This is a genomic window from Micromonospora sp. DT47, assembly GCF_049844475.1.
Classification (GTDB): Bacteria; Actinomycetota; Actinomycetes; order Mycobacteriales; family Micromonosporaceae; genus Micromonospora.
The window spans coordinates 77,242-100,933 of sequence record NZ_JBNCLC010000020.1; the positions used below are offsets into that span (position 1 = coordinate 77,242).

Here is a 23,692-nt window from a genome sequence, read left to right on the forward strand (position 1 = left end):
CGGCGTCACTCCCACTCGATGGTGCCCGGCGGCTTACTGGTCACGTCCAGCACCACCCGGTTGACCTCGGCCACCTCGTTGGTGATCCGGGTGGAGATCCGGGCGACCACGTCGTAGGGCAGCCGGGACCAGTCGGCGGTCATCGCGTCCTCGCTGGAGACCGGGCGCAGCACCACGGGATGCCCGTAACTGCGCTCGTCACCCTGCACGCCGACGCTGCGCACGTCGGCCAGGAGCACCACCGGGAACTGCCAGACGCCCCGGTCCAGGCCGGCGGCGCTCAGCTCCTCCCGGGCGATCAGGTCGGCCTTGCGGAGCAGGTCGAGTCGCTCCCGATCGACCGCGCCGATGATCCGGATGGCCAGGCCGGGGCCCGGGAACGGGTGCCGCCAGACCATCGCCTCGGGCAGGCCCAGCTCCAGGCCGAGCGCCCGGACCTCGTCCTTGAAGAGCGTGCGCAGCGGCTCGACCAGGGCGAACTTCAGGTCCTCCGGCAGGCCGCCGACGTTGTGGTGACTCTTGATGTTGGCGGTGCCGGTGCCGCCACCGGACTCCACCACGTCCGGGTAGAGGGTGCCCTGCACCAGGAACTCGACGTCGCCGTGGGACGCGATCTCCCGGGCGGCGGCCTCGAAGACCCGGATGAACTCCCGCCCGATGATCTTGCGCTTCTGCTCCGGGTCAATCACCCCGGCCAGCGCGCCGAGGAACCGGGCCTGCGCGTCGACCACCTTGAGCTTGATGCCGGTGGCCGCGACGTAGTCCTTCTCCACCTGCTCGGCCTCGCCGGCGCGGAGCAGGCCGTGGTCGACGAAGACGCAGGTCAGCTGGTCGCCGACGGCCTTGTGCACCAGTGCGGCGGCGACGGCGGAGTCGACCCCGCCGCTCAGGCCGCAGATGACCTCCTTGTCACCAACCTGCTCCCGGATCCGGGCGACCTGCTCGTCGATGATGTTCTCGGGCGTCCAGGTCGGCTCGATGCCGGCGATGTCGTAGAGGAACCGGGTGAGCATCTCCTGGCCGTGGGCGGTGTGCCCGACCTCCGGGTGGAACTGCACGCCGGCCCGGCGCCCGGCCAGGTCCTCGAACGCGGCCACCGGGGCGCCCGCCGACTCAGCGGTCACCGTGAAGCCCTCGGGGGCCTCGGTCACGCAGTCGCCGTGGCTCATCCAGACCGGCAGGTCGTCCGGGAACTCCCGGAGCAGCACGCCGGCCTCGGCGCGGGCGCGCAGCGGGGTGCCGCCGTACTCGCGGTTGCCGGTCTTCGCGACGGTACCGCCGAGCGCCTGGGCCATCGCCTGGAAGCCGTAGCAGATGCCGAAGACCGGCACGTCCGAGGTGAACATCCCGGCGTCGATCTGCGGGGCGTCCGGCGCGTAGACGCTGGACGGGCCGCCGGAGAGGATGATCGCGGCCGGGTTCCTGGCCACCATCTCGGCGACCGGCATGGAGTGCGGGACGATCTCCGAGTAGACCTTCGCCTCGCGCACCCGGCGCGCGATGAGCTGGGCGTACTGGGCTCCGAAGTCCACCACGAGGACGGGGCGAGGCGTGCTCATGTGCAGAAAGCCTACCGACAGTCGCGGCCACACCGGGCACGGGCCGGGCACTCCGCGCGCCGCGTCACGTCCCCGCCGGTCACGGCCCGGGCCGGGCGGTCTCAGCCGCGCAGCGCGCCCGGGGCGTCCGCCGGGACCGCCGGGTGGCGCGGGGGTACGGCCGCCAGCCGGCGGTACGCCTCGCCGAGCGGCGGCCGGGGGTCCTCCTCCCCCTTGTTGGGCCAGAACGACATCGCCCGTTCCGCCTGGGCGGTGATCGTCAGCGACGGGTTCACGCCGAGGTTGGCGGAGACCGCCGCGCCGTCCACCACGTGCAGCCCCGGGTGGCCGTAGACCCGGTGCCAGGGGTCGACCACGCCGTCGGCCGGGGTGGCGCCGATCACCGCCCCGCCGAGGATGTGCGCGGTCATCGGGATGTTGAACGGCTCGGTCAACGCGCCGCCGGGCGTACCGCCGATCTCGTCGGCGAGCAGCCGGACCGCGTGGTTGCCGGCCGGGATCCAGGTCGGGTTGGGCGCGCCGTGGCCCGGGCCGGAGACCAGCCGCCGGCCGAGGGGGCCGCGCCGCCACCGGATGGTCAGCGAGTTGTCCGCCGACTGCATCACCAGGGCGATCACCGTCCGCTCGGACCAGCCGCGCACCGAGAGCATCCGGGCCGCCAACCCGGGCTGCCGGACGATGCTGCCCAGCCAGCGCCGGAACCGGTGCGGGCCGCCGTCGACCAGCAGCGACTGGAGCAGCCCCATCGCGTTGGAACCGCGCCCGTAGCGGACCGGCTCGATGTGGGTCTGCGGGTCCGGGTGGAACGAGCTGGTGATCGCGACGCCCTCGGTGAAGTCGAGCCGCTCGGCCCGGGCCCGCTGGCGCGGCACCGAGGCGCCGAGGATCGCCTCCGAGTTGGTCCGGGTCAGCTCGCCCAGCCGGGGCGACAGCCCGGGCAGCGCCCCGGTGGCCCGCATCTCGTGCAGCAGCCGCTGGGTGCCGAGCGCCCCGGCGGCGAAGACCACCTGGTCGGCGTGGACCACCTGCCGCCGCTTGCGCAGCCAGCCGCCGGTGCGCGCGGTGTGCACCTCGTAGCCGCCGCCGGGGGCGGGCCGGACGGCGGTCACCGTGGTCAGCGGGTGCACCTGGACGCCGAGCCGCTCGGCCAACCAGAGGTAGTTCTTGACCAGGGTGTTCTTGGCGCCGTGCCGGCAGCCGGTCATGCACGAGCCGCAGTGCGTGCAGCCGGTGCGCTCCGGCCCCACCCCGCCGAAGTACGGGTCGGCGACCCGCTGGCCGGGGCGGCCGATGTGCACGCCGACCGGGGTGGCGTGGAAGGTGTGCGCCACCCCCATCCGCTCGGCCACCGCCCGCATCGCCCGGTCCGCGCCGGTGCGCACCGGGTACGTGGTGACGCCGAGCATCCGCTTGGCCTGGTCGTAGTGGCGGCCCAGCTCGTCGCGCCAGTCGGTGACGTCCCGCCACTGCGGGTCGTCGTAGAAGGCGTCCAGCGGCTCGTAGAGGGTGTTGGCGTAGACCAGCGAGCCGCCGCCCACCCCGGCCCCGGAGAGCACCATGACCCCGCCGCCGGCCTTCCGGCCGGCCGAGCGGAGCAGGGTGATCCGTTGCAGGCCGTAGCAGCCCAGCTTCGGCGCCCAGAGGAAGCGCCGGGCCTCCCAGGAGGTCTTCGGGAACTCGTCGTCGGCGAACCGCCGCCCGGCCTCGAGCACACCGACCGCGTACCCCTTCTCCGCCAGCCGGAGCGCGGTGACGCTGCCGCCGAAGCCGGACCCGATGATGACCACGTCGTACCGCATGAAGGCATCATTACCGCCGGGTAGCCATCGCGCCAGTGCCCTTTTCGCGCGATCATGCTCAGCGTCCGACGATCGGGCCGCAACCCGGGACCCCCCTCGGGGCGTTGTGCAGAAGGGGGTGGCGAGGATGACTCACGAGGGCGGGGCGGCGCGCCCGCGCTGGAGGCTGGGGCTGGCCGCCCTCGCCGCGGTCGTCCTGGTGGTGGCGGCCGCGCTGGTGATCACCCGACTGGTCCGCGACGACGGGGCGGAGCGCCGCACCGGGACGGTCACCGCCGGCACCCCGGGCGCCACCGCGACGCCGCGCCCGACCGCGACGCCGAGCCCGACCGGCCCGCTCGGCGCCGGCATCACCGGCCCGCTCAACCTGCTGCTGGTCGGCGTCGACACCCGGGTCAGCGTGCCGGGCTGGGAGCCGCACGGGGACGCGGTGCTGATGCTGCACGTGCCGGCCGGGCTGGACCGGGCGTACCTCTTCTCCCTCCCCCGTGACCTGCTGGTCGACATCCCGGCGTTCCCGAAGTCGGGCTACCGGGGCGGGCGGACCAAGCTGACCCACGCGATGAGCTACGGCAGCCGGGTGCCGGGCAAGCCCAAGGAGCCCAGCACCGCCCAGGGGTACGAGCTGCTGCGCAGCACGGTCAGCGGCTACACCGGACTGCGCGTCGACGCCGGCGCGGTGATCAACTTCCAGGGCTTCGAAAAGCTGATCGACCTCCTCGGCGGGGTCGACATCCACGTCGACCAGCGGGTGGTCTCCCTCCACCGCAAGCCGGACGGCAAGCACCGGGAACTGGCCCCGTCCGGCGGCGGCTACGTCGGGCCGCAGATGGTCTACGAGAAGGGCGAACGCCACCTCAACGGCTGGCAGGCGCTGGACTACGCCCGGCAGCGCTACATCACGGGCGGCGACTACGCCCGGCAGCGCCACCAGCAACAGCTGATCAAGGCGATGACGGCCAAGATCCTGGACGAGGACCTGGCCCGCCAGCCGGACCGGGTCGAGCAGATCATGGCGTCGCTCGGCGACACCGTGATCTACGCCGGCGGCCCCCGGATCGTCGACCTCGCGTACGCCCTCGGCGGGCTGGACCTCGGCCGGCTCACCCTGGTCGCACTCCCCGGCGCGGGGGTGGGCAAGGGCCGCGCGTACAAGGGCGAGCAGCTCAAGCCGCTCGGCCGGGAGTTCCTCACCGCGCTCAAGGCCGGCGACGCCGAGCAGTTCCTGGCCGCCCACCCCACGTTGAAGGTGACGAGGTAGCGGGCTGCCCCGTCCACCCGCTCGCAGGCCAGGGCGGTGATCTACCAGCACGCCCGCAGCCAGCTGGTCACGCCGCCAACTCCTCAGAGCTTCTTCGGCACCGCGGGGCGCTTCGTGCCGTAGAGCCAGGCGTCGAAGAGCTTGTCGAGCTGCTTGCCGGAGACCCGCTCGGCCAGCGCCACGAACTCGGCGGTGGTGGCGTTGCCGTCGCGCTGCTCCTTGGCCCAGGCCTTGATGATCTCGAAGAACTTCTGGTCGCCCACGGACATCCGCAGCGCGTGCACGGTCATCCCGCCGCGCTGGTAGACCGACTCGCCGAACAGGTTCTTCACCCCCGGCTTGCCGGGCGGGGTCTTCCAGACCGCCGCCGGCACCCGGGCCATCCGGATGTCGAACGCCTGCTGGGCGGTGTACGTGCCGGTGTGCTCGGCCCAGAGCCACTCGGCGTACGTGGCCAGGCCCTCGTTGAGCCAGATGTCCTGCCACTTCTCCAGCGCCACGCTGTCGCCGAACCACTGGTGGGCCAGCTCGTGCGCGACCACCTCGGTGTTCTCGCCCCGGCGGAAGAAGCCGGCGGAGTAGACCGGGCGGCTCTGCGTCTCCAGGGCGTAGCGGATGCGGGGGTCGGAGACGACCACGCCGCCGTACGCGCCGAACGGGTACGGGCCGAAGACGCTCTCCAGGTAGTCGGCCACCTTGACGGTCTGCGCGATGGACCGGTCCGCGGCGCCCTTCGACACCTTCGTGGTGACGGCGCTGTAGACCGGCCGCCCCTTGTGCTGGCCGGTGGTGATCCGGAACCTGCCGATCACCACGGTGCTCAGGTAGCTGGTCATGGGCGACTTCTCGGACCACTTCCAGGTGGTCCAGCCGCCCGCGCTGGTCTTCCCGCCCGGGACCCCGTTACTGACCGCGGTGAGTCCGTCCGGGACGGTGATCTCGAAGTCGTAGGTGGCCTTGTCGGAGGGGTGGTCGTTGACCGGGAACCAGGTGCTGGCCGACTCCGGCTGACCGAGCGCGATGGCGCCGTCGGAGGTGTGCAGCCAGCCGCCGTCGCCGATCACCTCGTTCTTGAGCGCCTTCGGCGTACCCCCGTAGGTGATCTCGGCGACGAAGCCGCTGCCCGACGCCAGCCCCGCCGACGGGGTGACCACCAGCTCGTTCCCCTTCGCCGCGTGGGTGGCGGCGGCACCGTCCACGGTCACCGCGCTCACGGCGAGACCGGCCAGGTCCAGGTTGAACGACTTCAGGTCCGCGGTCGCGGACGCCCGTACGGTGGTGGTGCCGGTGAGCCGGTCCGTCTTCGGGTCGTACCGGACCTTGACCGTGTAGCCGGCGACGTCGTAACCGCCGTTGCCGTACGTCGGGAAGTAGGCGTCGCCGACCCCGGCCGCCCCGGGCTGGAAGTTCCGCGACGGTGTCGGCGCGGCGCTCGCCGACGGGGACCCCGTCTCCGACGTGGACTTCTCCGACTCACACGCCGCCAGGCCGAGCGCCCCGGCCACCAGCAGCGCGACACCCGACGACAGGCTCCGCCGTACCACTCTCATCGTTCGACCTTCCCCGTTGTCCGACCGCCCGTCCGGGGCGGCCGCCGCTGGCAGCCTAGCGATCGACGGTCACGACATCGTCACGGCAGGGTGGGGGCGATGCCGCCGACCAGCCAGGCGTCGAAGAGCAGGCGCAGCGACCGGCCGGCGACCCGCTCGGCGTACGCCACGAAGTCGGCGGTGGTGGCGGTGCCCCCCTTCCGCTCGGCGGTCCACCCGCGCAGGATGCGGGAGAAGGTCTCGTCGCCGACGGTGCGGCGCAGCGCGTGCACCGCGAGGGCGCCCCGCTTGTAGACGGCGTCGCCGAACAGCCCCGCCCGGCCCGGGTCGACCGACGGCTTCGACCAGTCGGTCGCCGCGTACTGGAGCTCGAAGGCGCGCTGTGCGGTACGGCCGCCGGTGTGCTCCGCCCAGAGCCACTCGGCGTAGGTGGCGAAGCCCTCGTTGAGCCAGATGTCGCTCCACCGGGCCACTGACACGCTGTCGCCGAACCACTGGTGGGCCAGCTCGTGCGCGACCACCGCCTCGTCCGGCCGGCCGGCGCGGAAGAAGCCCGGCCCGTAGACCGGCCGGGACTGGGTCTCCAGGGCGTACCTGATCCGGTCTTCGGCGATCGCGATGCCGCCGTACGCGTCGAACGGGTACGGACCGAAGCGGCTGGCCAGGAAGTCGACAATGGCGCCGGTGCGGGCGATGGACCGGGCCGCCGGACCGTCCGCGGGGAGGCCGGCGGCGACCGCGGTGACCATCGGCCGGCCGGCGTGGGTGCCGGTGGTGACCCGGTAGTCGCCGATCACCAGGGTGGTCAGGTAGCTGGCCATCGGGGACGATTCCGTCCACCGCCAGGTGGTCCAGCCGTCCGCGCTGCTCCGCTTCCCCGGCACCCCGTTGCCGATCGCGGCGAGTCCGTCCGGGACGGTGGCCTCCACCTGGTACGTCGCCTTGTCCGACGGGTGGTCGTTGACCGGGAACCAGGTGGCCGCCGAGTCCGGCTGGCCGAGCGCGATCGCGCCGTCCGCGGTGTGCAGCCAGCCGCCATTGCCGAGCACCCCGTCCTTGACGGCGGTGGGAACCCCGGCGTAGTCGACCTCGACGGTGAAGCCGGCGCCGCGCGGCAGCCCCCGGGACGGGGTGACCACCAGCTCGTCGCCGTCACGGCGGTGCTCCGCCGCCGCCCCGGCCACGCTGACCCGGGAGACGTCCAGCCCGACCAGGTCCAGGTTGAACCGGGAGAGCGCCTCGGTGGCGGTGGCGGTGACCGTGGCGTGGCCGGTGAGCCGGTCGGCCGCCGGGTCGTAGCGCACCCGCAGCCGGTACGCCGAGACGTCGTAGCCGCCGTTGCCGTGGCCGGGCACGTACGGGTCACCGGCGTCGGCGGCCCCGGGCCGGAAACCACCGTCGTCGTCGCGCGTGCACCCACCGACGCCGAGCGCGGCGACGCAGGTCAGCGCGGCGACGACGGCCGGCCCGCGGCGGCGGGCGGGGGTCCGGCCGGCCTGGACCATGCGCTCTCCTTCGGTCAGGACGAGCCTAGTGCGGTGTCCACTGACGCCTACCGGGTTTCCGGTTCCATGTGGTGGATCCCCGACGTGGGGGCGAGCGACTCCCCACCGGGTGGTGGAGCGGGCCTCCGCAGGCCAAGTTGATCCTCACGCCGCCGGTGGTGCGCGGGGCGGCGGGCGTCACGTCGGGACCGGCCGGCACCAGGCAGGTGCCGGCCGGCTCGACGGTGCGTGACCACCGGCAACGCCGACTTCACCAGCACCACCGTGGCGGGTGGACCAACCCGCCGGGGCGCACCGGCTCTACCTGATCTTCACCGCCGTTCCCGGCGGGCCGACCAGCGGCCTGGCGAACCTCAACTGGGTCGAGTTCACCGAGGACTGACCCGGCCCGGTACGGCGGAAGCCGGCCCCGCCGCGAGGCGGGGCCGGCTTACCGATGTTCGAGAATGGCCGGTCGGGTCAGCGGTCGAGAACCAGGCCGACCTTTTGGAACTCCTTGAGGTCGCGGTAGCCGCACTTGGCCATCGCCCGGCGCAGCCCGCCGAAGAGGTTGAGCTGGCCGTCCGGCTCGTCCGCCGGCCCGAAGAGCAGCTGCTCCATCGAGCCGAGCGGCTCCCCGGCGACCTCGAACGCGCCGCGCGGCAGCGACGGGTGACTGGCCGCCGAGTGCCACCAGGCGCCACCGGCCGGCGCTTCCTCGCAGAGCGAGAGCGGCTCGCCGATCATCACCGCGTCGGCGCCGCAGCCGAGCGCCTTGGCGATGTCACCGGAGGTCTGGATGTCACCGTCGGCGATCAGGTGCACGTACCGGCCGCCGGTCTCGTCGAGGTAGTCCCGGCGGGCCGCGGCGGCGTCGGCGATCGCGGTGGCCATCGGCACCCGGATGCCGAGCACCGACTCGGTGGTCGACCAGTCGTCGCCGCCGATGCCGACGATGACCCCCGCCGCGCCGGTCCGCATCAGGTGCAGCGCGGTCTTGTAGTCGGTGCAGCCGCCGACGACCACCGGCAGGTCGAGGTCGGCGATGAACTCCTTGAGGTTCAGCGGTTCGTCGGTGGTCGAGACGTGCTCGGCCGAGACGATGGTGCCCTGGATGACCAGGATGTCCACGCCCGCGTCGAGGATCACCGGGGCGAGCGCCAGGGTGTGCTGCGGGGAGACCCGGACGGCCACCGTGCCACCGCCGGCCCGCAGCTCGCGGACCCGCTCGGCGATCAGGTCGGGGCGGATCGGGTCGGCGTAGACCTCCTGGAGCCGCTTGGTCGCCCGGGCGTCCTCGCCGAGGGAGGCCAGCTCCTCCAGGATCTTGGTCGGGTTCTCGTACCGGGTCCAGAGGCCCTCGACGTTGAGCACGCCGAGGCCGCCGAGCTGGCCGAGCCGGACGGCGGAGGCCGGGCTCATGGTGGCGTCCGACGGGTGCCCGACGCAGGGGATGCCGAACGGGTACGCGTCGAGCTGCCAGTTGGTGGAGACGTCGTCGACGTCCCGGGTCCGGCGGCTCGGCACGATGGCGATGTCGTCCAGGTGGTAACCGCGCTGCGCGGTCTTGCCCAGCCCGATCTCGACCACGTCACGCATGGGGACTCCAGTTGTCGCAGGGGATGGTCAGCGGGAGTGGTAGTTGGGCGCCTCGACGGTCATCTGGATGTCGTGCGGGTGGCTCTCCTTGAGCCCGGCCGCGGTGATCCGGATGAGCTGACCGCGGCGGTGCAGCTCGGGGATGCTCTCCGCACCGACGTACCCCATCGCGGCGCGCAGCCCACCGATGAGCTGGTGGGCGACCGCGGAGAGCGGCCCCCGGTAGGGCACCTGGCCCTCGACGCCCTCGGGGACCAGCTTGTCCTCGGCGAGCACGTCCTGCTGGAAGTAGCGGTCCTTGGAGTAGGACTTGGCCTGGCCGCGGGACTGCATCGCGCCGAGCGAGCCCATGCCGCGGTAGGCCTTGTACTGCTTGCCGTTGATGAAGATCAGCTCGCCGGGGCTCTCCTCGCAGCCGGCCAGCAGGCTGCCGAGCATCACCGTGTCGGCGCCGGCCACCAGGGCCTTGGCGATGTCGCCGGAATACTGGATGCCGCCGTCGCCGATGACCGGGACGCCCGCCGGGCGCGCGGCCCGCGCCGCCTCCATGATCGCGGTGATCTGCGGTACGCCCACCCCGGCGACGATCCGGGTGGTGCAGATCGCGCCCGGGCCGACGCCGACCTTCACGCCGTCGGCACCCGCGTCGACCAACGCCCTGGCGCCGGCGTACGTGGCGACGTTTCCGCCGACGATGTCGATGGGGACGTCCTTCTTGAGCTGGCGGACCATGTCCAGCACCGCCCGCTGGTGGCCGTGCGCGGTGTCCACGATCAGCACGTCGACGCCCGCGTCGACCAGCGTCCGGGCCCGCTTGTACGCGTCCTCGCCCACGCCGATCGCGGCGGCGACCCGGAGCCGGCCGGCGTCGTCCTTGGTGGCGTTCGGGTACTGCTCGCTCTTGGTGAAGTCCTTGACGGTGATCAGCCCGCGCAGCCGGCCGGAGTCGTCGACGATCGGCAGCTTCTCCACCTTGTGCTGGCGGAGCAGGTCGAGCGCGTCGTCCTTGCTCACCCCGACCGGCGCGGTGACCAGCGGGGTCCGGGTCATGATGTCGCGGACCCGGGTGCCCGGCTCGGAGACGAACCGCATGTCGCGGTTGGTGACGATGCCGACCAGCTGGCCGTCGCCGTCAACCACCGGCACGCCGGAGATGCGGTAGCGGCCGCAGAGCCCGTCGACCTCGCGGAGGGTGTCGTCCGGGCTGGCGGTCACCGGGTTGGTGATCATGCCGGACTCGGAGCGCTTGACCAGGTCGACCTGGAGCGCCTGGTCCTCCGTCGAGAGGTTGCGGTGCAGCACGCCGATGCCGCCCTGGCGGGCCATGGCGATCGCCATCCGGGCCTCGGTGACGGTGTCCATCGCGCTGGAGAGCAACGGGACGGTCAGCTCGACGTTGCGGGTGAGCTTCGTCCGGGTGTTGACCCGGCTGGGCACCACGTCCGACTCGCCCGGCTGGAGCAGCACGTCGTCGAAGGTCAGCCCGAGCGGCACCACCCGCGCCGAGCCGGCGGGCAGCTCCGGCAGGTGACCACCCAGCTCGCCGTGGTCGGCGCCGGCCGGAAGATCGGTGCTGGGCGAATTCTCCACGATTGCTCTCCTGAGCTGCTCGGACGGGCTTCAGCGCGGCGGTGCGCGCGGGCACCGGCACACGCCGGGGCGACGGCGCGTCGCTTCATCGTACCCATTGGGCTGCGCCGGCCCGGGCGGTGCCGCCGCAGGCAGGCGGCGCCACCGGGGCGGCCGGGGGGACGCGTCCCACCGGGGTTGGGTCTACGGTGAGAGGGTGCACGACGAGCCCATCGACCCGTTCAACGGCGACCCGGCCGATCCGGCAGCGGGCCTGCACGATCCGGGCGAGGACGCCCCGCTCGACCCGCTGACCGAGGTCGAGCGCCAGGACGTGCTGGAAGACCTGGCCGACCTGGAGATCTACCAGGCCCTGCTGGCACCGATCGGGGTGCGCGGGCTGGTGATCGAGTGCGAGGACTGCCGGGAGCCGCACTACTTCGACTGGGACCTGCTCCGCGGCAACCTGCGCCATCTGCTCAGCTCCGGCCGGCCCCGGGTGCACGAGCCGGCCTACGACCCGGATCCGGACCACTACGTCACCTGGGACTACGCCCGCGGCTACGCCGACGGGGTGCATGACACGCTCACCGAGGCCGCCGAGGACGACTCCCCCGCCGCCGACGACTGAGCCGCCGGCGGGTCTCCCGGCTCAGGCCACCAGGCCGGCCCGGAAGCCGGCGGCGACCGCGTGCGCCCGGTCCCGGGCGCCGAGCTTGCGGAAGAGCCGGCGGGCGTGCGTCTTGACGGTGTCCTCCGAGACGAACAGCTCCCGCCCGATCTCCGCATTGCTCTTCCCCTCGGCCATGCCGAGCAGCACCTGCAGCTCCCGCTCGGTCAACCCGACCGGGGTCCGGCCGCCCCGGGCCCCGGGCGCGGAACGCTTGCCCGCCGGCGGGGCCGGGTCGGGCTCACCGCCGTCCGGTTCGGCCTCGTCGTCGCCGCGCTGCACCGGCACCACCGACGGCGCGCCGCCCGGCCCCTCGGGCGGTCCGGCGGTCCGGGCCGACCCGGGCGTGCCCGGGGTACCGCCGGCGGCCGGCCTGGGTGGCGCGCCGACCGCTGCGGTGTCCCGGGCCGGGTCGGTCACCCGGTGCCGGGCCGCCCGGCCGGGCGCGGAGAGCAGCAGCAGGGCCTTGGCCACCGCGCTGGTCAGGTCGTTGTCGGCGCCCTGGATCAGCCCCCTGGCCCCGGCACTGATGCTGGCCGCCGCCGCCTCGGACTCCTCGGCGCCGAGCAGCAGCACCGCGGCCTGCGGGGCCCGGGCCAGCACCCGGCGGACGAAGCCGGCGCTGTCCGGGCGGGTCAGGGCGGTGTCGGCGAGCACCACGTCCACCGGACGTTCGGCGAGTCGCAGCATGACCTCGGGATCGGAGACGGCCGTCCGCACCACCGCGGCCAACCCGAGTCGGGACGCCGCGGACGTCAACTGCTGCGCGGCGAGCGGTGTCCGAACGCACACGAGAACGGTACGCACTGTGGTCTCCTCTCCGCACAGAGCAGACCATGGCCGGGTCCGCCGGGGAGGGGGATCCAGGCAATCCTCCGAACTTTTCCGACATCTGGGGCATATACCGCGAGTTGTCCGAGGTTTTCGATCACAGACGTGTGAGTCGCCGAAAGCCCGGGTACCGAGGGTCCAGGCCGGAAACGGTGCGCCTACGCGGACCGCCGCCGGACGCCGGTGAAACGAGGATCTGCGCGGTGCCGCGCGGGAGGAGGGGTGCTGATGTCGAACGTACGCAGACTGCCCGGACCCATCGTCGACCTCTGGGACTGGCAGCGCCTCGGCGCCTGCCGGGGTCGGGACAGCGCCCAGTTCTTCCACCCGGACGGCGAGCGCGGCTCGTCCCGGCTGCGTCGCGAGTCCGGCGCCAAGGCCGTCTGCCGGGCCTGCCCGGTCCGCGCCGAGTGCGCCGCGCACGCCCTCTCGGTCCGCGAGCCCTACGGCGTCTGGGGTGGCTTCAGCGAGTCGGAGCGGCTGCGGCTGCTCGCCCTCGGCTGGGAGGACCTGGCCGACCGCCGGCAGACCCGGGTGGACATCACCCGGCTCGAGGCCCGGCTGGGCAGCCCGCACAAGTCGACCGTGCCGGCCCAGCGCAAGGTCGCCTGACCCGACACCCCACAGACCTCACCGAGGCCGCGCCCCGCTCCCGGGGCGCGGCCTCGGCGCCCTCCCGGCAAGATCTCCTCCGCCCGGCGGCCGGCTCAGCGGACCGTCACCTTCACCGTGTGCCAGCCGGTGGCGCCGTCCGGCTCGACCGGCCGCCGCTGGCCGGTCTGCGTCTCCCCGTCGGCGTCCGTCGCCCGTACCTGGAGGGTGTGCTCACCCGCCGTGGCGGTCCACCGCCAGGACCACTGCACCCAGGTGTCCACCGAGACCACCGGAGCGAGGGTCGCCTCCTGCCAGGGGCCGCCGTCGACGCGTATCTCGACCCGGCTGATCCCCCGGTGCTGCGCCCAGGCCACCCCGGCGACGGTGACCGGACCGGCGGTGAGCCGGTTGCGCGACCGCGGCGTGTCGATCCGCGACTGGGTCTTCACCGGGCCCTGGGCCGACCACCCGCGCGGCACCCAGTACGCGTCGAAGTCCGCGAAGCTGGTCAGCTCCAGCTCGGTCACCCACTTGCAGGCCGACACGTAGCCGTACAGGCCGGGCACCACCATCCGCACCGGGAAGCCGTGCTCGACCGGCAGCGGCTCACCGTTCATCCCGACCGCGAGCAACGCGTCCCGGCCGTCGCGCAGCACCGCGGTCGGGGTCCCGCAGGTCCAGCCGTCGACCGAGCGCCCCACCACCTGGTCCGCGCCCTCCTCCGGCTCGGCCTCGTCGAGCAGCTCTTTGATCGGCACGCCCAGCCACCGGGCGTTGCCGATCAGGTCCCCGCCCACCTCGTTGGAGACGCAGGCCAGGGTGACGTACCGCTCGACCATCGGCCTGGCCAGCAGGTCGGCGAAGCTCAACTCGATCGGGTTGCGGACCCGCCCGTGGATGCGCAGCCGCCAGGTCTCCGGATCGACCTGCGGCACCACCAGTGCGGTGTCGATCCGATAGAAGCCGCTGGTCGGGGTGACGTAGGGCGCGAGCTGCGCGAGCGAGAGGTCCGCGCCGGCCGGCACGGCGGGCGCGACCGCCGACGGGGTGGGCAGCGCGACCGCCTGCCGGGCCGCCGACACGCCCCGCCGGCCGGCGAGCCAGTGCCCGCCCAACCCGGCGACGGCGGCCGCCCCGGCCAGCGCGCCCACGCCGCGCAGGAACCGGCGCCGGGACTCCGGGTCGCTGCTCTCCAACGGCTCCCACCCGGCGGGCGGCCCGTCGGCCTGCGCCGGCTCACCGGTCGACGCCGGCACGACGGGGCGGTCGCCGGACCCCGCCAGCACGGCGGGCCGGTCGCCGGGCTCCGCCGCGGCGGGAGGCGTGGCCGGCAGGGGCGTTGGCGGGGTCCACGGCCAGGGGTCGACCTGCAACGGTCCGTCGAGGAAGGCCCAGAGCACCAGCGCGCCCAGCCCCGCACCGACCAGCGACGGGAGCGCGTCGGCGGCGTCCGCGCCGGCCCGGGTCAGCGCAGCGGCCACCCCGAGGGCGCCGAAGGCCGCGATGCCGGCCAGCGCGATCCAGAGCCGGCGGACGGCCAGCATCCCGAGCAGCGCGGCGAACCCGGCCAGCAGCAGCGCCGTCCCGACCAGCAGGGCGACCTTGTCGTACGTCCCGAAGACGGTGATGGCGAACTTCTTGAGCGGCTCGGGGACCACGTCGACGACCAGCCCGCCGACCGCGATCAGCGGCGCGGACCGGGGACCGGTGAGGACGGCCACCGGCTCGGCGGCACCGATCGCCACGGCGGCGGCGGTGATCCCGGCGAGCGCGGCGAGGCTGCGCGGCGTGCTGCTCATCGGACCAGTGTTGTCGATCAACCGGACCGACCGCCAACACCGTCAGCGTTCCGTAATCGTGCCCACAACCGCGTCAGGGCGCACCGCCCACGGACGGTGCGCCCTGACCTGGCGTACGGCGTGGGTCAGAAACCCGGGCCGTGCTGGTGGCCGTGGCCGTGCGAGTGGCCGTGACCGCCGGCGGCGGCCGGCTCGGCCTGCTCCGGCTTCTCCACCACGAGGCTCTCCGTGGTGAGCAGCAGGCCGGCGATCGAGGCGGCGTTGGTGACCGCGTTGCGGGTCACCTTCACCGGGTCGATGATGCCGGACTTCACCAGGTCGACGTACTGGCCGGTGGCGGCGTCGAGGCCGTTGCCCCACTCCTTGCCGGCGACCTTCTGCACCACGACGTAACCGTCGTGGCCGGCGTTCTGGGCGATCCAGCGCAGCGGCTCGACCAGCGCCTTGCGCACGACCGAGACGCCGACCTTCTCGTCACCGGTGAAGCCGAGGTCGTCGTCGAGCACCGGCAGGATCTGCACCAGGGCGGCGCCGCCGCCGGGGACGGTACCCTCTTCGACCGCGGCCTTGGTCGCGGAGATGGCGTCCTCGATCCGGTGCTTGCGCTCCTTCATCTCGACCTCGGTCGCCGCGCCCACCTTGATGACCGCGATGCCGCCGGAGAGCTTGGCCAGCCGCTCGGCCAGCTTCTCCCGGTCCCACTCGGAGTCCGAAGCCTCGATCTCCTTGCGGATCTGGGCGACCCGGTCGGCGACCTCGCTGGCCTGACCGCCACCATCGACGATGGTGGTGGTCTCCTTGTCGACCACGACGCGCCGGGCGGTGCCGAGCACCTCGAGGCCGACCTGGTCGAGCTTGTAGCCCAGCTCCGGGGCGACCAGCTCGGCGCCGGTGAGGATCGCGATGTCCTGGAGCATCGCCTTGCGGCGGTCGCCGAACCCGGGGGCCTTGACCGCGCAGACCTTGAGGGTCTTGCGGATCGCGTTGACCACCAGGGTGGACAGCGCCTGGCCCTCGACGTCCTCGGCGATGATCAGCAGCGGCTTGTTGTTCTGGAGGACCTTCTCCAGCAGCGGCAGCAGCTCCTCGATCGCCGAGATCTTCTGCGTGGTGACCAGGATGTACGGGTCCTCCAGGACCGACTCCTGCGACTCCAGGTCGGTGACGAAGTTGGGCGAGATGAAGCCCTTGTCGAACTGCATGCCCTCGGTCACGTCCAGCTCGGTGTGCAGGGCGGAGCCCTCCTCGACGGTGATGACACCGTCGCGGCCGACCTTCTCCATCGCCTCGGCGATCAGCTCGCCGATGGTGGAGTCCTGCGCGGAGATCGTCGCCACGTGCGCGACCGACTCCTTGTCGGCGACCTCGACGGCGCGGCCGAGCAGCGCCTCGGAGATCTTCGCGGCGGCCGCGTCGATGCCGCGCTTGAGACCCGCCGGGTTGGTGCCGGCGGTCACGTTGCGCAGGCCCTCGCGGACCATCGCCTGGGCCAGCACGGTCGCGGTGGTGGTCCCGTCGCCGGCGACGTCGTTGGTCTTCGTCGCCACCTCCTTGACCAGCTGCGCGCCGAGGTTCTCGTAGGGGTTGGTGAGCTCGATCTCCTTGGCGATGGTCACGCCATCGTTGGTGATCGTCGGCGCACCGAATTTCTTGTCCAGGACGACGTTGCGCCCACGCGGGCCGAGGGTGACCTTGACCGCGTCCGCGAGGGCGTTGACACCGTGCTCGAGCAGGTGCCGGGCGTCGTCCGAGAAGCTCAGGATCTTCGCCATGAATGTCCCTTCGAAGCGACGCTGCCCCGGCCCGGCGAGCCGGACCGGGGCAGCGACACTGATCGGTTGCTTACTTCTCGATGACCGCGAGGACGTCGCGGGCGGAGAGCACCAGGTACTCCTCGCCGGCGTACTTGACCTCGGTGCCGCCGTACTTCGAGTAGAGGACGGTGTCGCCGACCTTCACGTCAACCGGGATCCGGTTGCCCTTGTCGTCGACGCGGCCCAGGCCGACAGCGAGGACGGTGCCCTCCTGCGGCTTCTCCTTGGCGGTGTCGGGGATCACGATGCCCGACGCCGTGGTGGTCTCAGCCTCGTTCGCCTGGACCAGGATCCGGTCCTCGAGCGGCTTGATCGCAACCTTGGTCGCGGTAGTCACGGGCATACCCTCCTGGGGTACTGGTTTCGTTGCCGGTCGACCGGGGCCGACCAGCGTCAATCTGCCACATGCCACCGGGCGGGGCCGTCGTCGCGGGTGCCGGTCCGCCTGGCGTTCAGCACCCGGACCTGACGGCCCGGGAGCTGGCACCCTCAGGGTGAGAGTGCTAATCGCAGGTTATTCCTCGGCTAGCACTCCGTCAAGGAGAGTGCCAGCCCGCCGCCGGGCGAGTCGGACGGCCGGGAAGAATGGCGGGGTGAATCCCGACCAACTGGCGGCGCTGCGTACCCCCGAGGGGTCGGCCGCGCTCGCGGCGGCGACCGCGCTGGCCGGCGGCGACCCGCTGACCGCGGCGGCCGCGCTCCGCTCCACCGGCGTGCCGGCCGGGCTGGCCTCCGCCGCGCTCACCCAGGCCGAGCTGCGCCGCAGGGCGGTCGGCAAGTTCGGGCCGTCGGCCGCTGGGCTGTTCCTCACCCGGGCCGGGCTGGAGCAGGCCACCCGGCGGGTGGTCGCGGACCGGCGGGCGGCGCGGCTGCGCGCCGCCGGGGTGCGCACCCTCGCCGACCTGGGTTGCGGCCTCGGCGCGGACGCGCTCGCCGCCGCCCGCGCCGGCATCCGGGTGTACGGCGTGGAGGCCGACCCGGTGACCGCCGCGATGGCCGCCGCGAACGCGGAGGCGGCCGGGCTGGCCGAGCTGTTCACCGTGGAATGCGGTGACGCCACGGCGTTCGACGTGACCAAGGTCGACGGCGTCTTCTGCGACCCGGCGCGCCGGAAGGCCGGCACCGGTCGACGGATCTTCGACCCGAACGCCTACTCCCCGCCCTGGGACTTCGTCACCGGGCTGGCCGAACGGGTGCCGTACACGGTGGTGAAGGTGGCCCCCGGTATCGAGCACGCGCTGATCCCGGCGGGCGCCGAGGCCGAGTGGGTGAGCGCGGACGGCGACCTGGTGGAGGCGGCGCTCTGGTGCGGCCGGCTGGCCGAGGTCCCCCGCCGGTCCACCGTGCTGCGCGGCGACACGGTCCACTCCCTGACCGGCTCCGGCGACGTGGAGGCGAGGGTCGGGCCGACCCGTTCCTTCCTGTACGACCCGGACCCCGCGGTCGTCCGGGCCCACCTGGTGGCCGAACTGGCCGACGACCTCGGCGCGACGATCGCCGACCCGAGCATCGCCTACCTGTACGCGGACACCCCGACCGCGACCCCGTTCGCCCGCTGCCTGGAGATCACCGACGTGCTGCCGTTCTCGCTGAAGCGGCTGCGCGCGCTGCTGCGGGAGCGCCGGGTCGGCCGGGTGGAGATCCTCAAGCGCGGCTCGGCGCTGGAGCCGGAGAAGCTGCGCCGCGACCTGAGGCTGGCCGGCGACGCGGCGGCCAGCCTGGTGCTGACCCGGGTCGCCGGCGCGCCGACCGTGCTGGTCTGCCGCCCGGTCGGGTCCTGAGTCGCCGGCCGACCAGGGCCGGGTTAGCGTGATGCCATGGCGGGACAGGGCACTCCGGCGACGGCGCTGCTGACCAGGCGGAAGATCCCGCACCGCACCCACCCGTACGACGTCTCCCCCGACGCGCCGAACTACGGTGCGCTGGTCGCCGAGGCGCTCGGGGTGCCGCCCGAGCGGGTGTTCAAGTCGCTGGTCACCGAGGTGGACGGCGGGTTGGCCGTGGCGGTCGTCCCGGTCACCGGCGAGCTCGACCTCAAGGCGCTGGCGGCGGCGGTGGGCGGCAAGCGGGCGACGATGGCCGACCGCGCGGTCGCCGAGCGGGCCACCGGTTACGTCCGGGGTGGGATCAGTCCGCTCGGCCAGCGCAAACGCCTGCCCACGGTGCTGGACTCCTCCGCGCTGGCCCATGACACGGTCTACGTCTCCGCCGGCCGCCGCGGCCTCCAGGTCGAACTGGCCCCGGCCGACCTGGTCGCGCTGACCGACGCCACCACCGCGCACGTCGCCGCCCCCTGAACACTTCACCGGCCCGGGTGGACGGGCATGAAACGCCGCGCTCCGCGTCCGACCACCAATTCCGACCGCCATTGTCCGGCGACCCGTCGCTTTTCCGTGGAGTCCCGGGGACGGGGCTGATCACGGCGCGGCGAGCGGATTTCGACGAACTTCCCCGCGTTACGGGATTGTTACCGCAGGCCAAGCGACTTCCGACCACGGAGTCTTGCGGCAGTGACGTGTGTCGCAATACGTTGCCGCTCACAACAAACGCCTGCCACCTACCCCACCACCACCCCCGAAAGGACCCCGTGCAGATGCGCAAGGGCTTCCTCACCTTCGCCGCCGTCGGGCTGCTGGCCGCTGGCGGCGTGGCCGGTTGCGGCGACCAGTCGACCAGCGGCAGTCAGGCCGGCGGCCGCGCCAAGAAGCCGAAGATCGGCGTGATCCTGCCCGACAGCAAGTCTTCCGCTCGGTGGGAGGGCGCGGACCGCAAGTTCCTCAAGGAGGCCTTCGACGCCGCCGGGGTGGCATCCGACATCCAGAACGCGCAGGGCGACAAGTCACAGTTCTCCAACATCGCCGAACAAATGATCACCAATGGCGCCACCGTCCTGATGATCGTCAATCTCGACTCGGGCACCGGCAAAGCGGTGCTGGAGAAGGCGAGGTCGCAGGGCGTCGCCACCATCGACTACGACCGGCTCACCCTCAGCGGCTCCGCCGAGTACTACGTCAGCTTCGACAACGAGGCGGTGGGCAGGCTCCAGGGCGAGGGCCTGAGCAAATGCCTGGCGGACAAGGGCGTCAAGAAGCCGGTCGTGGCCTACCTCAACGGTTCGCCGACCGACAACAACGCCACGCTGTTCAAGAACGGCTACGACTCCGTCCTCAAGCCGAAGTTCGACGCCGAGGAGTACACGAAGGGCCCGGACCAGTCGGTCCCGGACTGGGACAACGCGCAGGCCGGCGTCACCTTCGAGCAGATGCTCACCCAGACCAAGGGCCGGATCCACGGCGTCCTCGCGGCCAACGACGGCCTGGGCAACGCGGCCATCTCCGTGCTGAAGAAGAACAAGCTCAACGGCAAGATCCCGGTGACCGGCCAGGACGCCACCCCGCAGGGCCTGCGGAACATCCTCGCGGGCGACCAGTGCATGACCGTCTACAAGGCGATCAAGGAGGAGGCGAAGGCCGCCTCCGACCTGGCCATCGCGCTGGCCAACGGCGAGCGCAAGGAGACCGGCCAGACGGTCAGGGACCCGGAGAGCGGCCGCGACGTGGACGCCGTCCTGCTCACCCCCAAGGCCATCTACAAGGACGACGTCTCCGACGTCATCGCTGACGGCTTCGTCACGAAGGACGAGGTCTGCGGCGGGGAGTACGGCAAGCTCTGTGCCGACGCCGGCCTCAGCTGACCCGCACCCGCCCCACCCGCTCCGGCGACGCCACCGGAGGGGCGCCGAGATTTCCCCTCCGCGCAAAGGAGAACCCCGTGTCCGCAACCCCCCTGCTGGAACTATGCGGGATCGACAAGAGCTTCGGTCCCGTCCAGGTTCTGCGCGACGTCACCCTCTCCGTCCACCCGGGCGAGGTGACCGCGCTGGTGGGCGACAACGGCGCCGGCAAGTCCACCCTGGTCAAGTGCATCAGCGGCATCCACCCCACCGACTCCGGTGAGTTCCTCTTCGAGGGCCGCCCGGTCAACATCAACAGCCCCCGGGACGCCGCCGTGCTCGGCATCGAGGTGCTGTACCAGGATCTCGCGCTCTGCGACAACCTCGACATCGTGCAGAACATGTTCCTCGGGCGGGAGAAGCGCAGCGGGATCGTGCTCGACGAGCCGACCATGGAGCAGATGGCCACCGAGACGCTCGCCGGACTCGGGGTCCGGACCGTCACCTCGCTGCGCCAGCACGTCTCCAGCCTCTCCGGCGGCCAGCGCCAGACCGTCGCCATCGCCAAGGCGGTGCTCTGGAACAGCCGGCTGGTCATCCTCGACGAGCCGACCGCGGCGCTCGGCCTCGCGCAGACCGCCCAGGTGCTCGAGCTCGTCCGCCGGCTGGCCGACAACGGCTTGGCCGTCGTGCTCATCTCGCACAACATGAACGACGTCTTCGCCATCTCGGACCGGATCGCCGCGCTCTACCTCGGCCAGCTGGTCGCGCAGGTGAGGACCAGCGACATCACCCACTCGCAGGTGGTCGAGCTGATCACCACCGGCCGCTCCGGCAACCTCGGCCTCCGCGTCGAGCCGGCCGCGGGCACCACGGACGACGAAGAGCTGGCCGACACGATCCCGGGAGCAGTCCGATGACCACCACCGTCGTGCGCAGGGAAGGAGCGGCGGCCGGCACCCCGGCGCCGACCGTCGGCGACCACGTCCGAAACTACGTCGCCCGGGTACGCGGCGGCGACCTCGGCTCCCTGCCGGCCGTGATCGGCCTCAGCGCGCTCTGCCTGACCTTCGCGATCGTCCGGCCGGTCTTCCTCTCCGCCGCGAACTTCGCGAACCTGTTCACCCAGGGCGCCGCGGTCACCGTGATCGCGATGGGCCTGATCTTCGTCCTGCTGGTCGGGGAGATCGACCTCTCCGCCGGGTTCGCCAGCGGCGTCTGCGCCGCAATCCTGGCCAACGTGGTCAGCGTGCTCGGCTACCCCTGGTACGTGGCGGTCCTCGCCGCGCTCGCCACCGGGACGCTCATCGGCCTCACCATCGGCTTCCTGGTGGCCAAGGTCGGGATACCGTCCTTCGTGGTCACGTTGGCCGGCTTCCTCGCCTTCCAGGGTGTCGTGCTGCTCCTGATGAAGGAGGGCACCAACATCTCGATCAGCGACAAGGTGATCATCGCGATCGAGAACAACTACGTGCCGCCCACCATCGGGTGGCTGCTGGCCGCCGTCGCGGTCGCCGGGTACGGCACCGTGCAGTTCCTCAGCCACCGCAACCGGGCCACCCGGGGCCTGGTCACCGACCCGATCGCCGTGGTGGCCGCCCGGATCGCCGGGCTGGCCCTCCTGCTCGGCTCCGCGGTCTACGTCCTCAACCAGGAGCGGAGCATCAACACACTGATCAGCTCCACCAAGGGGATGCCCGTCGTCGTGCCGCTCATCGGGGCCCTGCTGGTCTTCTGGACCTTCGTGCTCAACCGCACCGCGTACGGCCGGCACCTCTACGCCGTAGGCGGCAACCAGGAGGCCGCCCGGCGGGCCGGCATCAACGTGAACCGGCTGAAGATCTCCGCCTTCGTGATCTGCTCCGGCATGGCGGCCGTCGGCGGCATCATCGCCGCCAGCAAGGACAGGTCGGTCGACCCGAACACCGGTGGCAGCAATGTCCTGCTCTACGCTGTCGGCGCCGCCGTCATCGGCGGCACCAGCCTCTTCGGCGGCAAGGGGCGGATGATCAACGCGGTGCTCGGCGGCGCGGTGGTGGCTGTCATCATCAATGGCATGGGGCTGCTGGACCTCAGCTCCGGCCTCAAGTACACCTTCACCGGACTGGTGCTGCTACTGGCCGCGGGCGTCGACGCGCTGTCGCGTCGTCGTTCCGCCGCCACCGGCACGCGCTGACCACGGAGTGCCAGGAACGATGCGGGCAGGACAGAGCCAGGACGAGATCCGGCGGCAGAACCTCGGTGCGCTGCTGCGGCACGTGCACGTCCACGGGGCCACCTCCCGCGCGGAACTCACCACCACCCTCGGGCTCAACCGCAGCACCATCGGCGCGCTGACCGCCGACCTGGCCGGCGCCGGTCTGGTCAGCGAGGGGACGCCGAAGGAGACCGGCCGGGCCGGCCGACCGTCGCTGGTCGTCCGGCCCGAGTCGGCCCGGGTCTACGCGTACGCGTACTCCATCGAGGTGGACCGGCTGCGGGCCGCCCGGGTCGGTCTCGGCGGTGCGGTGCTCGACCGCCGGGATCTGGAACGGCCGCGCGGCCTGGACGCCGGGGAGACCGCGCCGCTGCTCGCCGGCGCGCTCAAGGAGATGCACCAGAGCGTCCCGGCCGGGGCGCTCTGCCTCGGCGCCGGCGTGGCGGTCTGCGGCATGGTCCGCAAGGCGGACGGGCTGGTCCGGCTCGGTCCGACCACCGGCTGGGTGGACGAGCCGATCGGCGCCGCGCTCGCCGCCGAACTCGGCCTCGACGTGCCTGTCACGGTCGGCAACGTGGCCGACGTGGCGGCCTTCGCCGAGCACGCCCGCGGCGTCGCCGCCGGCTGCGACAACGTCATCTACCTGTACGGGGACGTCGGCGTCGGCGCCGGCATCATCGCCGGCGGGCGCCGACTGACCGGCCACGGCGGGTACGGCGGCGAGGTGGGGCACATGGTGGTCGTGCGCGACGGAGCCCGCTGCGAGTGCGGCTCGCGGGGCTGCTGGGAGACGGAGATCGGCGAGCACGGCCTGCTGCGGGCCTCCGGCCGCTCCGACGCCCGCGGCCGGGACGCGCTGCTGGCCGTCTTCGACGCCGCCGACCGCGGCGACGCCCGCGCCCAGACCGCCGTACGGAAGGCAGGCGACTGGCTCGGATTCGGCGTCGCCAACCTGGTCAACATCTTCAACCCGGAGATGGTCATCTTCGGTGGCACCATGCGCGACCTCTACCTGGCCTCCGCCGCCCAGGTCCGCAGCCGGCTCAACTCGATGGGGCTGCCCGCCTGCCTGGAGCACGTCCGGCTGCGCACCCCCACGCTCGGTGCGGACGCGCCGCTGGTCGGCGCGGCCGAGCTGGCCTTCGAGCGGCTCCTTGCCGACCCCCTCGACGTCGGCTGAGTCGCCACTCAGTGGTTCCTGATTCCCGGTGAACTGATCGGGTCGGTGATCCGTACCAGTGGACGGACGGGCAGCCGGCGGGTGCGCTGCCCGGCGACACGCGTACGGACCGA

At 72.7% G+C, this 23,692-nt stretch carries 19 protein-coding genes; 9 read left to right on the forward strand and 10 right to left on the reverse strand.

The window, feature by feature from the left end; all coding sequences use genetic code 11:
* Positions 1–5: 5 nt before the first annotated feature.
* Both guaA and ACLQ2U_RS24905 read right to left on the reverse strand, forming a co-directional pair.
* The gene (gene guaA / locus ACLQ2U_RS24900; protein ID WP_425753182.1) at positions 6–1,559 is read right to left on the reverse strand and encodes a glutamine-hydrolyzing GMP synthase; all 1,554 of its coding nucleotides are present in this window, start codon (positions 1,557–1,559) and stop codon (positions 6–8) included.
* A 101-nt stretch (positions 1,560–1,660) separates the two neighbouring features.
* A complete protein-coding gene (locus ACLQ2U_RS24905) occupies positions 1,661–3,358 on the reverse strand; it encodes an FAD-dependent oxidoreductase (RefSeq protein WP_425753183.1) in 1,698 nt (565 codons plus the stop codon).
* Positions 3,359–3,485: 127 nt separating this feature from the next.
* Here ACLQ2U_RS24905 and ACLQ2U_RS24910 point away from each other — a divergent pair, with 127 nt between their 5' ends.
* The gene (locus ACLQ2U_RS24910) at positions 3,486–4,619 is read left to right on the forward strand and encodes an LCP family protein (RefSeq protein WP_425753184.1); all 1,134 of its coding nucleotides are present in this window, start codon (positions 3,486–3,488) and stop codon (positions 4,617–4,619) included.
* A gap of 83 nt (positions 4,620–4,702) precedes the next feature.
* Here ACLQ2U_RS24910 and ACLQ2U_RS24915 read toward each other — a convergent pair whose 3' ends face one another.
* The 4 genes from ACLQ2U_RS24915 to guaB all read right to left on the reverse strand — a co-directional run bounded on the left by ACLQ2U_RS24915 (position 4,703) and on the right by guaB (position 10,842).
* On the reverse strand, positions 4,703–6,169 hold the full coding sequence (locus ACLQ2U_RS24915; protein ID WP_425753185.1) for a M1 family metallopeptidase: 1,467 nt from the start codon (positions 6,167–6,169) through the stop codon (positions 4,703–4,705).
* Between the two features lie 80 nt (positions 6,170–6,249).
* Positions 6,250–7,674, reverse strand: coding sequence for a M1 family metallopeptidase (locus ACLQ2U_RS24920; RefSeq protein ID WP_425753187.1), 1,425 nt, complete (start codon positions 7,672–7,674; stop codon positions 6,250–6,252).
* Positions 7,675–8,133: 459 nt separating this feature from the next.
* A complete protein-coding gene (locus tag ACLQ2U_RS24925) occupies positions 8,134–9,252 on the reverse strand; it encodes a GuaB3 family IMP dehydrogenase-related protein (protein WP_425753188.1) in 1,119 nt (372 codons plus the stop codon).
* Between the two features lie 27 nt (positions 9,253–9,279).
* Positions 9,280–10,842, reverse strand: coding sequence for an IMP dehydrogenase (gene guaB, locus ACLQ2U_RS24930; protein ID WP_425753189.1), 1,563 nt, complete (start codon positions 10,840–10,842; stop codon positions 9,280–9,282).
* A gap of 196 nt (positions 10,843–11,038) precedes the next feature.
* On the opposite strand from guaB, the gene ACLQ2U_RS24935 reads away from it, so the two are divergent.
* A complete protein-coding gene (locus ACLQ2U_RS24935) occupies positions 11,039–11,452 on the forward strand; it encodes a DUF5319 domain-containing protein (protein WP_425753190.1) in 414 nt (137 codons plus the stop codon).
* Between the two features lie 21 nt (positions 11,453–11,473).
* Here ACLQ2U_RS24935 and ACLQ2U_RS24940 read toward each other — a convergent pair whose 3' ends face one another.
* A complete protein-coding gene (locus tag ACLQ2U_RS24940; RefSeq protein WP_425753191.1) occupies positions 11,474–12,298 on the reverse strand; it encodes a response regulator transcription factor in 825 nt (274 codons plus the stop codon).
* Positions 12,299–12,550: 252 nt separating this feature from the next.
* On the opposite strand from ACLQ2U_RS24940, the gene ACLQ2U_RS24945 reads away from it, so the two are divergent.
* Positions 12,551–12,934 carry a WhiB family transcriptional regulator gene (locus ACLQ2U_RS24945; protein WP_425753192.1) on the forward strand — a complete coding sequence of 128 codons (384 nt, stop codon included), beginning with the start codon at positions 12,551–12,553 and terminating at the stop codon, positions 12,932–12,934.
* Between the two features lie 95 nt (positions 12,935–13,029).
* Here ACLQ2U_RS24945 and ACLQ2U_RS24950 read toward each other — a convergent pair whose 3' ends face one another.
* From ACLQ2U_RS24950 to groES, 3 genes are all read right to left on the reverse strand, one after another.
* Positions 13,030–14,715: a molybdopterin-dependent oxidoreductase gene (locus ACLQ2U_RS24950; protein ID WP_425753193.1), complete on the reverse strand. Its 1,686-nt coding sequence runs from the start codon at positions 14,713–14,715 to the stop codon at positions 13,030–13,032.
* A gap of 125 nt (positions 14,716–14,840) precedes the next feature.
* Entirely contained in the window at positions 14,841–16,487 is a 1,647-nt protein-coding gene (gene groL, locus ACLQ2U_RS24955) for a chaperonin GroEL (RefSeq protein WP_425753194.1), read from the reverse strand.
* A 70-nt stretch (positions 16,488–16,557) separates the two neighbouring features.
* Positions 16,558–16,872, reverse strand: a complete 315-nt coding sequence (gene groES, locus ACLQ2U_RS24960) for a co-chaperone GroES (protein WP_425753195.1) — start codon at positions 16,870–16,872, stop codon at positions 16,558–16,560.
* A 250-nt stretch (positions 16,873–17,122) separates the two neighbouring features.
* Here groES and ACLQ2U_RS24965 point away from each other — a divergent pair, with 250 nt between their 5' ends.
* The 6 genes from ACLQ2U_RS24965 to ACLQ2U_RS24990 all read left to right on the forward strand — a co-directional run bounded on the left by ACLQ2U_RS24965 (position 17,123) and on the right by ACLQ2U_RS24990 (position 23,579).
* The gene (locus tag ACLQ2U_RS24965; protein ID WP_425753196.1) at positions 17,123–18,310 is read left to right on the forward strand and encodes a THUMP-like domain-containing protein; all 1,188 of its coding nucleotides are present in this window, start codon (positions 17,123–17,125) and stop codon (positions 18,308–18,310) included.
* Between the two features lie 36 nt (positions 18,311–18,346).
* The gene (gene ybaK, locus ACLQ2U_RS24970; RefSeq protein ID WP_425753197.1) at positions 18,347–18,826 is read left to right on the forward strand and encodes a Cys-tRNA(Pro) deacylase; all 480 of its coding nucleotides are present in this window, start codon (positions 18,347–18,349) and stop codon (positions 18,824–18,826) included.
* Between the two features lie 296 nt (positions 18,827–19,122).
* On the forward strand, positions 19,123–20,223 hold the full coding sequence (locus ACLQ2U_RS24975; protein ID WP_425753220.1) for a sugar ABC transporter substrate-binding protein: 1,101 nt from the start codon (positions 19,123–19,125) through the stop codon (positions 20,221–20,223).
* A gap of 77 nt (positions 20,224–20,300) precedes the next feature.
* Positions 20,301–21,122 (forward strand): ATP-binding cassette domain-containing protein, encoded by an 822-nt coding sequence (locus ACLQ2U_RS24980; RefSeq protein WP_425753198.1) that lies wholly within the window; start codon positions 20,301–20,303, stop codon positions 21,120–21,122.
* A complete protein-coding gene (locus ACLQ2U_RS24985) occupies positions 21,119–22,378 on the forward strand; it encodes a sugar ABC transporter permease (RefSeq protein WP_425753200.1) in 1,260 nt (419 codons plus the stop codon). The genes ACLQ2U_RS24980 and ACLQ2U_RS24985 overlap by 4 nt, the downstream gene beginning before the upstream one ends.
* A 19-nt stretch (positions 22,379–22,397) precedes the next feature.
* Positions 22,398–23,579, forward strand: coding sequence for an ROK family protein (locus tag ACLQ2U_RS24990; RefSeq protein WP_425753201.1), 1,182 nt, complete (start codon positions 22,398–22,400; stop codon positions 23,577–23,579).
* Positions 23,580–23,692 lie beyond the last annotated feature (113 nt).

What these genes read in the sequence shown, in the direction of transcription:
- ACLQ2U_RS24920 (WP_425753187.1), bottom strand. Translation starts at nt 7,674, where the DNA reads ATGGTCCAGGCCGGCCGGACCCCCGCCCGCCGCCGCGGGCCGGCCGTC.
- ybaK (WP_425753197.1), top strand. Translation starts at nt 18,347, where the DNA reads ATGGCGGGACAGGGCACTCCGGCGACGGCGCTGCTGACCAGGCGGAAG.
- guaA (WP_425753182.1), bottom strand. Translation starts at nt 1,559, where the DNA reads ATGAGCACGCCTCGCCCCGTCCTCGTGGTGGACTTCGGAGCCCAGTAC.
- ACLQ2U_RS24990 (WP_425753201.1), top strand. Translation starts at nt 22,398, where the DNA reads ATGCGGGCAGGACAGAGCCAGGACGAGATCCGGCGGCAGAACCTCGGT.
- ACLQ2U_RS24950 (WP_425753193.1), bottom strand. Translation starts at nt 14,715, where the DNA reads ATGAGCAGCACGCCGCGCAGCCTCGCCGCGCTCGCCGGGATCACCGCC.
- ACLQ2U_RS24975 (WP_425753220.1), top strand. Translation starts at nt 19,123, where the DNA reads ATGCGCAAGGGCTTCCTCACCTTCGCCGCCGTCGGGCTGCTGGCCGCT.
- ACLQ2U_RS24985 (WP_425753200.1), top strand. Translation starts at nt 21,119, where the DNA reads ATGACCACCACCGTCGTGCGCAGGGAAGGAGCGGCGGCCGGCACCCCG.
- ACLQ2U_RS24905 (WP_425753183.1), bottom strand. Translation starts at nt 3,358, where the DNA reads ATGCGGTACGACGTGGTCATCATCGGGTCCGGCTTCGGCGGCAGCGTC.
- ACLQ2U_RS24945 (WP_425753192.1), top strand. Translation starts at nt 12,551, where the DNA reads ATGTCGAACGTACGCAGACTGCCCGGACCCATCGTCGACCTCTGGGAC.
- ACLQ2U_RS24910 (WP_425753184.1), top strand. Translation starts at nt 3,486, where the DNA reads ATGACTCACGAGGGCGGGGCGGCGCGCCCGCGCTGGAGGCTGGGGCTG.
- ACLQ2U_RS24915 (WP_425753185.1), bottom strand. Translation starts at nt 6,169, where the DNA reads ATGAGAGTGGTACGGCGGAGCCTGTCGTCGGGTGTCGCGCTGCTGGTG.
- ACLQ2U_RS24925 (WP_425753188.1), bottom strand. Translation starts at nt 9,252, where the DNA reads ATGCGTGACGTGGTCGAGATCGGGCTGGGCAAGACCGCGCAGCGCGGT.
- groES (WP_425753195.1), bottom strand. Translation starts at nt 16,872, where the DNA reads ATGCCCGTGACTACCGCGACCAAGGTTGCGATCAAGCCGCTCGAGGAC.
- groL (WP_425753194.1), bottom strand. Translation starts at nt 16,487, where the DNA reads ATGGCGAAGATCCTGAGCTTCTCGGACGACGCCCGGCACCTGCTCGAG.